This is a genomic window from Embleya sp. NPDC059237 (assembly GCF_042754105.1).
GTDB lineage: Bacteria > Actinomycetota > Actinomycetes > Streptomycetales > Streptomycetaceae > Embleya.
This window is the reverse complement of sequence record NZ_JBHZAE010000018.1, coordinates 23,736-39,050: the sequence shown is the minus strand read 5'-3', so window position 1 is coordinate 39,050 and position 15,315 is coordinate 23,736. Positions and strand designations below refer to the sequence as shown.

Sequence of the window (15,315 nt, the reverse complement as noted above, 5' to 3'; positions counted from 1 at the left end):
TGGTGTTCGCATGCGCGGCATCCTTCTCGCGGGCGGCACCGGCTCCCGACTCTGGCCCATCACCCAAGCGGTATCGAAGCAACTGATGCCGGTCTTCGACAAGCCGATGATCTACTATCCGCTGTCGACGTTGATCATGGCCGGCATCCGTGAGGTGCTGGTCATCACGACCCCCGAGGACCAACCCCAGTTCCGTCGCCTGCTCGGTGACGGCTCGCGAATCGGCATGCGGCTCGAATACGTCGAGCAGGCCAGCCCCGACGGCATCGCCCAGGCGTTCCTGCTGGGCGAGGAGTTCATCGGCGGCGAGCCGGTGGCGCTGATCCTGGGCGACAACATTTTCCACGGCGTGGGCCTGGGCCGGCAGCTGCGCCAGGGGGTGGACCCGGTCGGCGGTCGGGTCTTCGCCTACCCGGTCGCCGACCCCAAGGCGTACGGCGTGGTCGAGTTCGACGCCGAGGGTGTGGTCCGCTCGATCGAGGAGAAGCCCACCCAGCCGAAGTCGCGCTACGCGGTGCCCGGGTTGTACTTCTACGACGCGCGGGTGGTCGAGATCGCCAAGACGCTCAAGCCGAGCGATCGCGGCGAGCTGGAGATCACCGGCGTCAACGCGGCCTACCTGGAGCGCGGCGAGCTGATGGTGAGCGTGCTGGACCGGGGCACCGCGTGGCTGGACACCGGCACCTTCTCCTCGCTGGTGCACGCGGCGGAGTTCGTCCGGGTCATCGAGGAGCGGCAGGGGCTCAAGATCGGCTGCATCGAGGAGGCGGCCTGGCGGGCCGGCTTCATCGACGACGCGCAGTTGGCCGCGCTCGCGCAACCGCTGCTCAAGAGCGGCTACGGCAAGTATCTGATCGACCTGCTCGCCTACGGCGGCGGCATCGCGCCGCTGCCGGACCCCGCCTGAGGCACCGGCGCTCGGCTCGGTTCGACGCGGGTCGCCGACGACCACGGCATTGCCTTCATGCTCCACCCATGTCAACCCATCCGGACCCGGCCGCCCGGGTCCGCCGGACAAGGACACGACAGATGAAGTTCCGCCCCCTCTCGATCGAGGGCGCCTGGGAGATCAACTTCCGGCAACACGGGGACGCTCGCGGCATGTTCATGGAGTGGTACCGCTTCGATCTGCTGTCCGAGGAGGTGGGACACCCCCTCCGGCTCGCGCAGGCCAACATGTCGGTGTCGGCGCGCGACGTGGTGCGCGGGATCCACTTCGCGGACGTGCCCCCGGGGCAGGCGAAGTACGTGACCTGCGTGCGCGGCGCGGTCCTGGACGTGGTGGTCGACCTGCGCGTGGGCTCGCCGACGTTCGGCACCTGGGAGGGCGTCCGGCTGGACGACACCGAGCGGCAGGCGGTGTACATCTCCGAGGGCCTGGGACACGGCTTCTGCGCGTTGACCGACGACGCGACGCTCAGCTACCTGTGCTCGGAGACCTACGCGCCCACGCGTGAGCACGCCGTGCACCCGCTCGACCCGGACCTGGCCATCGCCTGGCCGACGGTGGGCGCCGCGCAATTGTCCGAGCGGGATCTGGCCGCGCCCACGCTGGCCGAGGCCCTGCGCGACGGGTTGCTGCCCGACTACGAGCAATGCCGCCGATTCACCGAGTCGTTGGGCGAGGTTTCCCCGTAGTCGCCCTCCCGGTGGGAGCGCGCAGAGGTGGGCGTCGGGGCCCCGTCTAAACGTCTGGTGGGTGTCGTCGCGCGGCGATAGTGTCTGCGCGACGACGACCCGATGCCGCGGGGGGGGTACCCGGCCCGGATTCGTCGTTCCATCGTTGGTGATCCGACTCGACCACACCACGCGCGGAACTCGTGTCCCCGCCGGAAGTACCCGCGTGGAGATGTCGGATCACCCTCCTCGGGAGGACCTTTTTTGAAGATCCGCACGCTCCGCGGTTCCATGGCACTGCTGTCGGCGAGCGCGCTCGCCGGCGGCATGCTGGTGGCGCTGGTACCGACGTCCGCCCAGGCCGCGCTCAGCGGTGGGGACGGCGTCATCGCCGGCACCACGACATCCACGAATCACCTCGAGGCCCGTCGGGTCGACGGCACCTCGGTCGATCTCGGGCTCGGTGACGGCCTGTTCCCGTCGTACTCGCCCGACGGCAGTCACGTGACGTTCGTCCGAGGCGACCGGCTCCAGGTCGCCCGGGTCGGTGGGGCCCACCCGATCGAACTCACCGGGGCCTCCGTCCAGCAGGTCGTGATGCCTCGGTTCTCGCCCGACGGGCGCTACATCCACTTCACCGCGTCCCTCAACGGCTCCGCGCCCAAGGCGTATCGGGTGCTCTCGGACGGCAACGGCACCCCGGTGCCGGCGTTCGAGGGGCAAGCCTCCTGCGACCGCTACGTGTCGGCGAACTCGCAGTGGATGTACGTCTTCCAGCGCGGGTGCGGCACGGACACCTCGGTCTGGTCGTACAACGCGACGAACGGCGCGACCGCCAAGATCGCCGACGACGCGGGCGCTCCCGACATCTCACCCGACGGCAAGACGGTCGTCTTCGTCCGCGTCGTGGCCAACACGGGCCGGTTGTACAGCGTCGACACGACCGGTGGTCAGCCCAAGCAGCTCAGCGCCGACACCGACGCCTCCGTCTCGCTGCCCAGCTTCTCCCCGTCGGGTACCAGGATCGCCTACGGCAAGGGCAGCGACACCTGGGTGATGGACAAGAACGGCGACAACGCGAAGCGGGTCGCCGCGAACTTCTGGCAGGCCTCGTGGCAGCCCCTGCGCAAGGAGGGCGTCTATCGGGTCTGGGGCGACACCGCCCACGACACCGCGATCGCCAACTCGAAGTTCAAGTGGGCCTCGGTCGGCGACACCTCCTCGGGGCTGCGGCAGGCCGACTCGGCGGTCATCAGCCGGACGGACTACTTCTACGACGGCCTGTCCGGCGCTGCCCTCGCGGGCGCCAAGAACGGTCCGCTGCTGCTCGGCAGTTGGGGCGGACCGGGCAGTCTGTACGAGGAGCTGACGCGCACCCTGCGTCCCGGCTCCAACGTCTACATCCTCGGCGGGATCAACGCGCTGAGCACCAACTACGAGGACGATCTGCGGCAGTGGGGCTTCACGCCCAAGCGGCTTGCCGGTGCCACCATGTACGACACCGGGATCGCGATCGCCCGCGAGACCAACCCGGCCCCGAAGAACGTGTTCGTGGTCACCGGTGAGGACTACTACGACGGCCTCTCGGCGGGTGCCGCGGCCGGCGGCACCAAGGACAGCGTGGTCGTCTACAGCGCGGGCGACAACATGCCCGCCGTGACCGAGTCCTACCTGAACGCGATCAACCCCGCCACCACGAACGTGATCACCGTCGGCGGGCCGGCCGACCGCGCGCTGCTGTCGGCGAACCTGCCGTCCTGGCCGGACGGCGCGGAGTACTACGCGGTCGCCGGGAACACCGCGGCCGACACCGCGGCCAAGCTCGGCCGGTTCTGGTTCGCCGCCCCGCGCACCGTGGGTCTGGCCACCACCATGACCTGGCAGGACGCCCTCACCGGCGGCGCGATGATGGCCGGGCTCGGCCCCATCCTGCTCACCGACGAGGACAGCCTGGCTCCGGCCAGCTCCTGGTACCTCTACGACAACGGCGCCTCGCTCTCCTCCGTGGTCCTGGTCGGCGGCGAGTCGGCGCTCAACGCGCCGATCGTGGACCAGGCCGGCAACCAGATCGGGCTCCCCGGTCAGTACACCTACGTACCGATGTACAACGGCGTCGAGCCGCCCGCGGGCAAGGCGCTGCGCGCCGCGCCGGCGGACAAGCCCGGCAGCCCGGCCGTGAACGGCCCGGCGAGCGGCACCGGTCCGCAGGCCGGTTCGGACGTCGAGCGGCACACCAAGCGCTGACCGCACGACACCACGGCAACACCGCGACACACCGAGGGCCCTCGGCGGGACACGACATGTCCCGTCGGGGGCCCTCGGCCCGTCCCGGCGGCGGTGAGGCACGGGCGAAACGCCCCCGAAGCGGTCCATCCGGTTAGGGTCTCGACATGAAGTGGCTTGTCACCGGCGGTGCCGGATACATCGGAACGCATGTCGTACGCGGGCTCGTCGCGGCCGGGGACGAGGTCGTCGTGGTCGACGACCTCTCCTCCGGGGTCCGCGAGCTGGTGCCGGACACGATCCCGGTGGTGATCGGCTCCGTGCTGGACCGGGCGCTGCTCGACGAGCTGTTCGGCGCGCACATCTTCGACGGCGTGGTGCACATCGCGGGCAAGAAGCGGGTGCCCGAGTCGGTCGCGCGTCCCCTCTACTACTACGAGGAGAACGTGGAGGGTCTGCGCACGCTGCTCGCGGCGATGGTCGCGGCCGAGGTGCCCCGGATCGTGTTCTCCTCCAGCGCCGCCGTGTACGGCATGCCCGACGTGGACCTGGTCGACGAGGACACCCCGTGTCTGCCGATCAACCCGTACGGCGAGAGCAAGCTGGTCGGCGAGTGGCTGATCGCGGCCACCGCGCGGGCGCACGGGATCTCCTACGCCTGCCTGCGCTACTTCAACGTCGCGGGCGCCGGCGCGCCGGAGCTCGCGGACGCGGGTGTGTCCAACCTCGTGCCGATGGTGCTGGAGAAGTTGACGGCCGGCCGCGCACCGGTGATCTACGGGGACGACTACGACACCCCCGACGGCACCTGTGTGCGCGACTTCATCCACGTGGTGGACCTGGCCGAGGCGCACGTGGCCGCCGCCCGCCGGCTCGCCGCCGACCCGGACACCCGCCTGGTGCTCAACGTCGGCCGCGGTCGGGGCACCTCGGTCCGCGAGATGGTCGAACTCATCCGCGAGGTCACCGGTTTGCGCGAGTTCGCGCCCCAGACGCTGCCCCGGCGCGCCGGCGACCCGGCCCGGGTGGTCGCGAGCGCCGAGCGGATCGCGGCCGAACTGGGCTGGAAGGCTCGCCTGGACGTCTCCGACATGGTGGAGAGCGCGTGGACCGGGTGGCGGGCGCGGCGCGGGTGACGGGCGCGGGACGCGCCACGTGGTGAACGCCGGGCCGGCCGAACGTGTGCCGCGCGTCCTGTGCTCCCGAATCACCCCGAGTGCTTTCGTGTGCTCCGAACGCCTCGATGCGACGCCGGCCGGCGAGTCGGCGTCGCGGGGAGTGCGTGGGGTGAAGTGCGCCGGGATGAATCGGACTTGGGGCTTTTGTCCTGTGGGCCGAATCACTCCGGCTCCGAGTGCAGACGGGTGCGCCGATGGGTAATGGCGCGATTCCGGGCCCGAGACGCGCGATGCGCCTGTGACGAACGGGACTTCGGTGATCATTTTCGGGTGATCCATATGAGGCTCGATCAAGGTTCTCTGTCACCCGATCCGGCCGAATCCACCACGGAACGCCAACTACGGTCCTTTCCGTAAGGGATCATCTACATTGCGCTCAACCGCAAAACGGATAATCGGCTTCTATCCGACACAGACTTGTGATCTTCGGCGGGGCCTGCTTAGCGTTCGATCCGTCCGTATCCCACACGGACCCCGATCGCCGGTACGCCGAATCCTGTCGCCGGCCGTTCGGGAGGCTGACGAGCACCACACGACAGGAGCGGGGGAACCACAGGTGAACCGCCGCACACGGCACCGATCGAGACGGTCGGCGGCCGTGAACGGCTTGGGGTGAAGCCACGTTCTTCGGGACGTGGCCGGGCTATCGATCTCCGGCCCGAATCCGACAGCTCACCTCGTAGGCGTGGGAGAGGATCCAGCCATGCTGTCCGGAACCGGGCGTCATCGCCGTCGCAGCACCAGCAGGACCACGCGTCTGATCGCCGCGGCCGGCGTCGCCGGTGTCGGCGTCGCCATGCCGATCATCGGGGCGGGCACGGCTCAGGCCGCGTCCGTGAGCACCTGGGACAAGGTCGCCCAGTGCGAGAGCACGGGCAACTGGAAGATCAACACCGGTAATGGCTTCTACGGCGGCCTCCAGTTCACCCAGAGCACCTGGAACGAGTTCGGCGGCTCGCAGTACGCCGCCCGCGCCGACCAGGCGACCAAGAGCCAGCAGATCGCGATCGCCGAGAAGGTGCTCAAGAGCCAGGGCCCCGGCGCCTGGCCGGTCTGCTCCGTCAAGGCGGGCCTGACCCGCGGCGGTGCCGCTCCGGACCTCGACACGGGCTCGGCGGGTGGCAAGACCGCGCCGAAGACGGCCCCGAAGACGGAGAGCGCCAAGCCGGCGCCGAAGACCGAGACTGCCAAGCCGAAGATCGAGGTCAAGAGCGAGGCGCCGAAGACCGAGGCGCCCAAGGACGAGACTCCCAAGACCGAGGCGCCCAAGGCCGAGACGACCGCCAAGACGGACGCGGCCGGCGACTCCTACGTCGTGGTCGCCGGCGACACGCTGTCGCAGATCGCGAACGCCCGGAACGTGCCCGGCGGTTGGCCGAAGCTGTACGAGGCCAACAAGAGCGTGGTCGGCGAGAACCCGGACCTGATCTTCCCGGGCCAGCAGCTGAAGGTCGACGGCAAGGCCGCGCCGGCCGCCGAGACCAAGACCGAAACCAAGGACGAGCCCAAGGCCGAGGCGCCGAAGGCGGAGACGCCCAAGGCCGAGGCCAAGACCGAGGTCAAGCCGGCCGCCGCGCCGAAGACCACGGTCAAGACCGAGAGCACCAAGGCCGACTCCCCGGCCAAGGGCTCCGAGCAGGCCTCCGGTTCGTATGTCGCCCCGGTCTCCGGCGCCACCTTGACCGCGAGCTTCGGCTCGGGCGGGTCGCGCTGGTCCAGCGGCCACCACACCGGCCAGGACTTCGCCGTCTCGACCGGCACCACGGTGCGCGCGGTCACCTCCGGCACGGTCGTCTCGGCCGGCTGGGGCGGCGCGTACGGCAACGAGGTCGTGATCCGCCACGCGGACGGCAAGTACACCCAGTACGCGCACCTGTCCTCGATCTCGGTCAAGGCCGGGATGAAGGTGCAGACCGGCCAGAAGATCGCGCTCTCCGGCGCGACCGGCAACGTCACCGGCCCGCACCTGCACTTCGAGGTCCGCACCACGCCGAACTACGGCTCCGCGGTCAACCCGATGACGTGGCTGCGCAGCCACGGCGTGAACGTCTGATCCACCGCACTCCCGCGCCGAACGGCGGGCGTCCCCTTCGGGGGGCGCCCGCCGTTCGCGTGTGCGGGCCGCGCGGGCGCGGGGCGGGCGGCGGCGGGGGCAGGGGGACGCGCGGGGCGGGTGGATGGCAGTCCCGGGGCGTAGGACGACTCCGGCGCCGAGGTTCGGGTGCCGGGGGTTCAGGCGCGGGGGTTCGAGTGCCGGAGGTTCAGGCGCCGAGGTTCGGGTGCCGGGGGTTGGGGTGCCGGGGGTTGGGGTGCCGGGGGTTGGGGTGCCGGGGGTTCAGGGCAGGCGGGCCGTGTGAAGGGTGGCGGTCGGGTCGAGCCACAGGGCGAGCGGTCGGCCCGCGCCGTCGAGGGTGGTGGTCGGGCCGTTCGGGGTCGGGCGGTCGTCGAGCACGAGCGGCGTGGGGGTCGCGCCGAGCACCACCGGGCGGCCCTCGGCGTCCCGGGTCGAGGTGAGCAGCGTGCCGTCGGGGCGGGGCAGTTGCCACAGCGGCTCGTAGCCGGCCCCGGCCGTGCGCGTGGCCGTGGGCACCCACGTGTCGGGACCGGCCTCGGTCGTGCCCGCGATCTCCGCCGTCCCGGCCCGCCGGTAGCCGACCGTGACCCGGCCGTCGGCGCCCACCGACGCGGCGGGCGGCCCGACCGGGTGATCCGCCGCGATCGTGCGCGGCGAGCCGGGCCGGTCGCCGACCACGTCCCAGGCGCGGATGCCCTCGCGGGCCGTGCCGAACACGGTGACCCGGCCGTCGGGGCGGGTGACCGCGGTCGGGCCCTCGACGATCTCGGCGCCGCCGAGGTCGCGCCACGGCGACCACACCGTGCTCCCGGCGGGCAGGTACCGCGTGCCGATGCCCTTGGCCCGATCGCGCGCGAACAGGTGCAGCCCGCCCGCGCCGTCGGCTTGCACCACCGGTGGGCCCAGGCCCGTCGCGCCGCCGTCCGGGCCACCCAGGTCCTGCCAAGGGCCCAGGTCGCCGCCGGGCGCCGACTCGATCGCGGTGACGATCGCGAGCCGGTCCCGATCGGCCCGGTCCGCGCCGCCGATCCGCAGCGCGAACACCCGGATCCGCCCGTCCGCCGTGCGCACCACCGCCGGGGCCGGGGCGAGTTCGCCGTCGCCGGGGGCGCCGAGGTCGCGCGCGGCGGACCAGACGCCCGTGCCGTCCTCGGCCCAGCGGGTGATCCGGCCGCCGAGCACCGACCAGGCGCTCGATCGGCCGTCCGCGCCGAGCACGGGTCTGGGGCCCGGGTCGGGGAAGCGGTAGGTGGTGCTCTGCGGCCAGTTGCTGCGGGACGCGGTGTCGCGCACCTTGAGGTCGCCGCAGTCCGCCCGGCCCGGGCAGTGGTGCTCGCGGTCGGTCCAGCCGTAGACCCGGGTGATCGCGTCCTTGCGCTCGCGGGCGGCCGGTTCCAGGTTGTGCGGCCAACGCTCGTTGTAGTAGCCGCGATACGCGATCGCCGCGGCGGCCCCGGCGGGCCGGTCGGTGTTGTAGCGGCGCAGCGCCTCCCAGGTGAACCGCGCGGCGGCGGTGTGGTCCTGATGGTCGGAGACGCCGTGGTTGTCGGCGTGCGCCGGGTGCTTGTCGTCGTGCTTTTGGCGATCGGGGTCCGGGTCGAGCGTGCGCACCACGGTCGGCGCCTGGGCCCGCATCAGGTCGGTCAGGGACCCGATCAGCCCGTCGCGGGTGTACGCGTACGGTCCGCCCGCCGGCTCGTCGAGCGGGGCCAGCGTGTCGAGTTCGCGCTCCTGTCCGTTCCACAGGGTGCGCAGCCGCCCGTTCGCGCCGATGCCCTCCTCCTTGCGGGTGTTGAGGAACACCAGTTTGATGTTGGGCGCGTCGACGAGGCGGTCGAATTCGGCGTGCGCGCCGTCGCGCAGGCGGATGCTGTGGCGTTCCCAGCGCGCCGTGCGGTCCCCGAGCGCCATGAACGCGTAGGCGGCGCGCGAGCCGTTGTTGCGCGCCGCCGCGTACGCCCGCACATCCGGACGGCTTCCGGGGCCGTTGCGGCCGTCGGCCTCCCCCGCGGTGAGGAAGACGGTCACGTTGTCCGTGCCGGCGCGCACCGCGTGGTCGATGTCGGGGTTCATGAAGTACAGGTCGTCGTCCTGGTGGGCCACCACCTGCATCACCGCGCCGCCGACACCGGGCGCCGGGGCCAGCGCCTCGATCCCGATCGGCAGGGTCGGCGCGTACCGGGTCGGCGATCCGTAGGGGCCGGTCAGCTGTACCACCGCGGCGGTGAACGCGGCGGCCAGCACGGCGGCCACGGCGGTGAATCTGCCGGTGCCGGGGATCATCGCCATCTCGGCCGGGCCTTTCTGCCGTCGGGGCCCGTCCCGCGCAGATCGGCGGATCGGGTCGCGTCGTCTGCCCCAGGGCGGACCGGCCCCATCATCGCCGCTCGCCCGTCCCCGGCCGCACCCGGCTCGACCGCGCGGCGCGGCGAGCCCCGCCCGTCAGCGCGCGCGGGTGTCGCCCGCGGTCGCCTCGCGCGGCCGGTCGGCGGCGGGCAGTCGCGGCTGCGTCCGGGCGCCGGCCGCGCTCCCCGCCTTGCCCGCGCCCGTCGAACTCGCGTTCCCGGTCGTGGTCTTGCCCGGGTCGGCGGCCGGACTGCCCGCGCCCGAGTCGTTGTTCGCCGAGCCGGGGCTGCGGTCGGGCAGCGACTTGGCACCCTCGGGGGTGACCCGGGTCGCGCCGATGTAGTCGGGCTTGTCTATCGGGCCGAACTTGATCACCGTGCCGGTGTACGGCGCGTGGATCATCTGGCCGTTGCCGACGTACATCCCCACGTGGTGGATGCTGCGCGGGTCGCGCAGGTCGGTGGCGAAGAACACCAGGTCGCCCGGCAGGAGTTGGTCGCGCGAGGGGTGCCGGCCGGCGTTCCACTGGTCGTTGGCCACCCGGGGCAGCGTGATGCCCACCGTCTCGTAGGCGGCCTGGGTCAGCCCCGAGCAGTCGAACCGGCCGCCGTCGGCGGCGGTGCCCTCGCCGCCCCACAGGTAGGGCGTGCCGAGCTTGGTCTGCGCCCAGTTGACCGCGCCGGCGGCAAGCGCCATCGGCTGCAGCGGCGTCTGGACCACGCCGAAACTCTGTTCCAGGGCCCGGATGTTCTTCACGTAGTCCTGGGTCTGCGTGTACGGCGGGATGCCCTTGTACTGCATCACCCGGTACGCGCCCGCGTTGTACGCGGCGAGCATGTTGTTGGTGCGATCCCCCGGCACGGAGGCGACGTACTTGGCGAGCGAGCAGTCGTAGCGCGCGGCGGCCGGGATGGCGTCGGCCGGATCCCACGGGCTCGCCTGGCCGTCACCGTTGCCGTCGGTGGCCCACTCCGGCCAGGTGGTGGGCATGAACTGGGCGATGCCCTGGGCCCCGACGTTGCTGACCGCCTTCGGGTCGAAGCCGCTCTCCTGGTACAGCTGCGCGGCGAGCAGCGCCGGCGAGATCTCCGGGCACAACCGCCCCCACTTGTCTATCGAGGACGCGTACGCGGCCGGCACCGTGCCGGGGGCGAGCGCCATCGTGCCACCGGCGCCGGTCTGGCTGCCGGAGGCGGACTGCATCGCGCCGACCCCCACCGTGAGCAGGCCGACCAGACCGAAGGGAATCGCGAATACGATGCCACCGGCGACCCAGGCTTTGCGCATCGCGGATACCCCCCGATTCTCCGCGGCCGGGCGGGGCCGCGACGGACACTCCGAAGCTCATTGTGCGCGCCGTGATTGCTCTGCGCAATCACCCGTGATACACACAGTGAGCAGACACACTTGCCGAGGTGGTAGCCCGATCGGCTTCCCCACAGCACAATAAACGAACGACCCACTCCTGCCGTCGAATGTGACGACAGGCAACCAAAGCCCGACCTCGGGGGCGGTGAAAAACGTGTTTCTTGCAGAAGGCAAAGGCAACGGCGGCAACGGCGACATCAATACGATCATCGGCGGGATAGCTCCGAACTGGGGCCCGTTCGCAAGGCTGGGCGGCGAGGCCCGGATCATGGTCGAGGTGATCATGGCCGTGGCGCTGCTGCTGTGCCTGGCGATCGCGATCTGGGGCGCGGCGAAGCAGCGCATAGGAGCGACCGCGATGCGCGACACGTTCAGCGCGGAGCAGGGCAAGGGCCTCATCATCGCCGGTCTGACCGGCGTGTTCATCATCGGATCGCTCGGGACGCTGTTCACGATTGTGTACGGAATGGCGATCTAGACCGGTTCGCACCCTGCCGTCCCCAAGGTGGCGAATCCCGTGGTGTTTCATCCCGGGCGCGGCGCACTTCGGCGCGTCGTGCGCCCCGAAAACGGAATGCCCCATTCCGCATTCGGGGCACAGCAGCAATTCCGGTTCCTTTCCCGGACAATCGAGCCTGTGTTCACGCAACAGCGCGGTGCCACCGGTATGACCGCCCATCTGGGAAGATCGTTCCGGCTGCAACCGAACCCCGCGGCGCTCGGCCGTCGGGGACTGTGTTGTGCGCGCAGGTCGTCCGCAACGTCCGGCCTGCCGCGGTAAGGGGGGACAGGCCATGAGCGACGAGGAACCCGCCACGCGTACCCGCCTGCCCAGACCCACCACCTCACCGGAGGGTCCGGAGCCCAGGCGCAACCCCATACTGTCCGGGATCGGCGTCGTGGTGGTGATCGCCGTGGTCATCCTGTCCCTGCTCTTCGCCGCGAATCGCTCCGACGACGGCGACAAGGGCGGCGCGGACGACACCGCGAAAAGTTCCTCCGCCGCGCCCGAAGCCCCGGCGGGCGGACCGCCGTTGTCCGCCGCGCAGGTGCCGGAACGCACCGAGTCGGGTGTGCCCGTCGGCTATCCGCAGACCGCCGAGGGCGCCCAGTCCGCCGCGGCCAACTTCGTTGTCGCTTACGGTTCGGCGCGGATGTTCCGCGCCCAGCCGCGCACGGCGATCATCACCACCATCACCGATCCGGCCGTGCGCGACGGCCTGCTTGCCCGGGCCGACCAGGCGTTCCGGGCGCAGACCACCGTGTTCGGCCTCCAACCCGACGGCACCGCACCCAAGGGGCGCACGTTCGTCTGCCGGGCCGTGCCGATGGGTACCAAGTCCATTGCCTACACCCCCGCTTCGGCCACCGTCGAGGTGTGGAGCGTAGGCGTGGTGGGGTTGGCGGGGGCCGACTCCACCAAGCCCGTGGCCGAGGCGTGGAACACCACCACGATGCGTCTGTCGTGGGTGAACGGGGACTGGAAACTGACCGAGTTCAGCCAGAAGGAGGGTCCGACGCCGGTGGCCGGACTGCAGGATCCGTCCGGCGCCAACGACATCGCCAAGGCCGACGGGGAGTTCGGGGAATTGCGCCATGCACGCTGACCGGGAACGCCGCAGCCTTCGCACCCGATTCCTGACCGCAGGCGGGGTGTTCGCCACCCTCCAGGCCCTCCTCGTGCTCGGCGCCACCCGCGTGTGGGCCGACCCCACACCCGGCGCCACCACCTCTCCCGGCGCCTCTCCCGGCGCCTCCACGAGCCCCAGCGCGCCGGCGAGCAAGCCGGAGTGCGACCTGCTCACCGGCCCCGCCAAGGACATCTGCAACAACGGCGGCCCGGGCGCGCCGGGTTCGGGCCCGCTCGGCACGGTCACCGACCCGCTCGGCTCGATCGCCAAGGGCTGCGCCGACGCGGCCACCTGGATCATCGACAAGCTGGCCGGGGCGGTCAACGACACCACCCAGGTCGACTTCACCAACCCGGGCTTCCTGCGCCAGTACGCGGTGGTGTTCGCCGCGTCCACCTTCCTCACCCTGATCCTGTGGATCCTGGCGGTGGCCAAGCGCGCCGTGCGCGGCGTCCCGATAGGCACCGCGATCAGCGAGGCGATCGGCTACCTGTGGCTGGCGGTGATCGCCTCCGCGTTCACCCCGCTGGTGCTGTACCTGGCCGTCTCGATGACCGACGCGATCACCGCGGCCATCGCAACCGGCACCCAACAGGACACCAACAAGTTCCTCGGCGGCTTCTCCAAGGCCCTCGATCCGGCGAGCGATCTGGGCGGCGGCCCGGTCATGCTGATCTTCGTGTCGCTGCTGTCGATGGCGGCGGCGGCCGTGTTGTGGGTCGAACTCCTGGTCCGCGCCGCGATGTTGTACGTCGGCGCGATCCTGGGCACCGCGGTGTACTCGGGCCTGGTGGACAAGGCGATGTGGCACCACGTGCGGCGCTGGGCCGGGATCATGATCGCGGTGCTGCTGGCCAAGCCGGTGATCGTGATAGTCCTCGGCCTGGCCACCGCGGTCTCCACGGGCGGCAAGGACGACGCGTTCTCCGCGGTGCTCTCGGGCCTGGCGATCCTGTTCCTCTCCATTTTCGCGAGTGTGCTCATCTACCGGTTCGTGCCCAGCATCGGCGACGACATGGCCGCGCTGCACAGCAGTCGCAAGGCGATGCAGTCGTCCGGACCGGCCTCGGCGGTCAACGGACCGGCCACGTACGTGAAGCAGGGCATCCAGGCACACGCCTCGCGCGGATCGACCGGTTCCGGCGCAGGCTCTGCCCCGGTGACCGCGAACGCCGTATCGTCGGGCATTGCGGCCCATGGCACCAGGGGCGGGGGATCGGGCGGCGCTCCGGCTCCGACGCCGACCCAACCGCCCACGGCCAGTCCCGCGGCAACGCCTCACGCGAGGAACGGTAAAGAGTAATGACAACGCAACCGGTCGCCCGACGCCGGACCTTCCTGATCGGCAAGGCCAAACCCACCGCGGTCATCGGCAAGAACCGCGAGCCCGGCGAGATCTTCCTGATCATCGCGGCCGGCGGCCTCGCGCTGCTCTGGGGCCTGGTGGTGCCGATCCTGGTGCTGCGCATCGCGGGTCTGGTCGGCTTCCCGTTGCTCGCCTTCGCCGCGGTGTACATGCCGTACAAGAAGCGCACGTTCTACCGATGGTGGGAGATCAACCGGACGTACAAGCGCACCATCAAGCGGGGCGCGAAGTATCGTTCGGCGGTCACCGAGGCGGGCACCAAGCTGACGGGTCAGGGCGTCGCGGTGGGCGCACCGCCCGGGGTCGGCCGGGTGGCCTGGGCGAGTGTGCCGTTCGGTCCCGACGATCTGACCGTGCTGATGCACCTGGAGCGGCGTACCGTCACCGCCGCGATCGAGATCGAGGGCCCGGGCGTGGGGCTGCGCGACTCGGAGGACCAGGAGGCGCTGGTCGAGCGGTTCGGCACGCTGCTCAAGCACGTGGCCAACGGCGACGGCTTCGTCACCCGCCTCCAGGTGCTGGCCCGCACGCTGCCGGCCGACCCCGACGCGCACGCCAAGGACGTGGCCCGGCGCGGCGATCACCGGGCGCCGGCGTGGGTGCAGGACTCGTACGAGCAGTTGCAGTCGATGGTGTCCACCTCCTCCGAGCAGCACCGCGCCTACCTGATCGCGTGCATGCACTACACGCGCGAGCTGGCCGCCGAGGCGAACGTGATGGGCAAGGGCGACAAGGGCATCGGCGTGGTGATGGCGCGCGAACTCACCGACGTGTGCGCCCGGTTGACCGAGGCCGACATCCGGGTGCGGCAGCCGCTGAACGAGGCCAGGCTGGCCTCGCTGATCCACTCGATGTACGACCCCGAGCACCAGATCGACGCGTTCGAGGGCATGCAGGCCCGCTACGCGTGGCCCGCCGAGTTGGACGCGACGCATCCGAACTACCTGGAGGCCAAGACCCGCGAGTCGGACTCGGCCGAACCGTGGTGCCACGCCACGGCTTGGATCAAGGAATGGCCGCTGACCCCGGTCGGGGTCAACTTCCTCGCCCCGCTGCTGGTGCACACCCCCGATGTGATCCGTACCGTCGCGGTGACGATGGACCTGGAGCCGACCGACGTCGCGATCGAGCGCATGCTCACCGAGAAGACCAACGACGACGCCGACGCGGCGCGCGCGGCCAAGATGAACCGGGTGGTCGACCCGCGCGACATGGCCCACACGGGCCGGGTCGACCAGCGCGGCGAGGACCTGGCGGGGGGCGCGGCGGGGGTGAACATCGTCGGCTACATCACGGTGTCCTCGCGCAATCCGGACCAGCTCTCCCGGGACAAGCGCACGATCCGGGCCTCGGCGGGCAAGTGTTTCCTCAAGCTGGAGTGGTGCGACCGCGAGCAACACCGCGCGTTCGTCAACACGCTGCCGTTCGCGACGGGTATCCGCAAGTGAGCGCGGGCGGTTCGGCCGCGGCGAGTGCGGGCGGTTCGGCCGCCCGGGACGGGAAGGGGTGAGC

At 71.1% G+C, this 15,315-nt stretch carries 11 protein-coding genes and 1 riboswitch; of the genes, 9 read left to right on the top strand and 2 right to left on the bottom strand.

Annotated elements, in window-relative coordinates; translation table 11 throughout:
• Positions 1–10: 10 nt before the first annotated feature.
• From rfbA to ACFXKZ_RS39855, 5 genes are all read left to right on the top strand, one after another.
• On the top strand, positions 11–907 hold the full coding sequence (rfbA, locus tag ACFXKZ_RS39875; protein WP_380008715.1) for a glucose-1-phosphate thymidylyltransferase RfbA: 897 nt from the start codon (positions 11–13) through the stop codon (positions 905–907).
• A 122-nt stretch (positions 908–1,029) separates the two neighbouring features.
• A complete protein-coding gene (gene rfbC, locus ACFXKZ_RS39870) occupies positions 1,030–1,638 on the top strand; it encodes a dTDP-4-dehydrorhamnose 3,5-epimerase (protein WP_380008712.1) in 609 nt (202 codons plus the stop codon).
• A 270-nt stretch (positions 1,639–1,908) separates the two neighbouring features.
• Positions 1,909–3,861, top strand: coding sequence for a cell wall-binding repeat-containing protein (locus ACFXKZ_RS39865; protein WP_380008709.1), 1,953 nt, complete (start codon positions 1,909–1,911; stop codon positions 3,859–3,861).
• 146 nt (positions 3,862–4,007) lie between these two features.
• Positions 4,008–4,976, top strand: coding sequence for a UDP-glucose 4-epimerase GalE (galE, locus tag ACFXKZ_RS39860; RefSeq protein WP_380008706.1), 969 nt, complete (start codon positions 4,008–4,010; stop codon positions 4,974–4,976).
• 519 nt (positions 4,977–5,495) lie between these two features.
• A riboswitch (cyclic di-AMP (ydaO/yuaA leader) is annotated at positions 5,496–5,717 on the top strand.
• A 4-nt stretch (positions 5,718–5,721) separates the two neighbouring features.
• Positions 5,722–7,071 (top strand): transglycosylase family protein, encoded by a 1,350-nt coding sequence (locus ACFXKZ_RS39855; RefSeq protein ID WP_380008703.1) that lies wholly within the window; start codon positions 5,722–5,724, stop codon positions 7,069–7,071.
• Positions 7,072–7,353: 282 nt separating this feature from the next.
• Here the strand turns inward: ACFXKZ_RS39855 and ACFXKZ_RS39850 are convergent, their stop codons facing one another.
• Together ACFXKZ_RS39850 and ACFXKZ_RS39845 are read right to left on the bottom strand one after the other, a co-directional pair.
• Positions 7,354–9,381, bottom strand: a complete 2,028-nt coding sequence (locus ACFXKZ_RS39850) for a PIG-L family deacetylase (protein ID WP_380008700.1) — start codon at positions 9,379–9,381, stop codon at positions 7,354–7,356.
• A 153-nt stretch (positions 9,382–9,534) separates the two neighbouring features.
• Entirely contained in the window at positions 9,535–10,725 is a 1,191-nt protein-coding gene (locus ACFXKZ_RS39845; RefSeq protein ID WP_380008697.1) for an NlpC/P60 family protein, read from the bottom strand.
• Positions 10,726–10,960: 235 nt separating this feature from the next.
• Here ACFXKZ_RS39845 and ACFXKZ_RS39840 point away from each other — a divergent pair, with 235 nt between their 5' ends.
• From ACFXKZ_RS39840 to ACFXKZ_RS39825, 4 genes are all read left to right on the top strand, one after another.
• Entirely contained in the window at positions 10,961–11,284 is a 324-nt protein-coding gene (locus tag ACFXKZ_RS39840; protein WP_078979333.1) for a hypothetical protein, read from the top strand.
• A gap of 316 nt (positions 11,285–11,600) precedes the next feature.
• Positions 11,601–12,413, top strand: a complete 813-nt coding sequence (locus ACFXKZ_RS39835) for a hypothetical protein (protein ID WP_380008694.1) — start codon at positions 11,601–11,603, stop codon at positions 12,411–12,413.
• Entirely contained in the window at positions 12,403–13,740 is a 1,338-nt protein-coding gene (locus ACFXKZ_RS39830) for a hypothetical protein (protein WP_380008691.1), read from the top strand. Before ACFXKZ_RS39835 ends, ACFXKZ_RS39830 begins: the two co-directional genes overlap by 11 nt.
• Positions 13,740–15,251 carry an SCO6880 family protein gene (locus tag ACFXKZ_RS39825; RefSeq protein ID WP_380008688.1) on the top strand — a complete coding sequence of 504 codons (1,512 nt, stop codon included), beginning with the start codon at positions 13,740–13,742 and terminating at the stop codon, positions 15,249–15,251. The genes ACFXKZ_RS39830 and ACFXKZ_RS39825 overlap by 1 nt, the downstream gene beginning before the upstream one ends.
• Positions 15,252–15,315 lie beyond the last annotated feature (64 nt).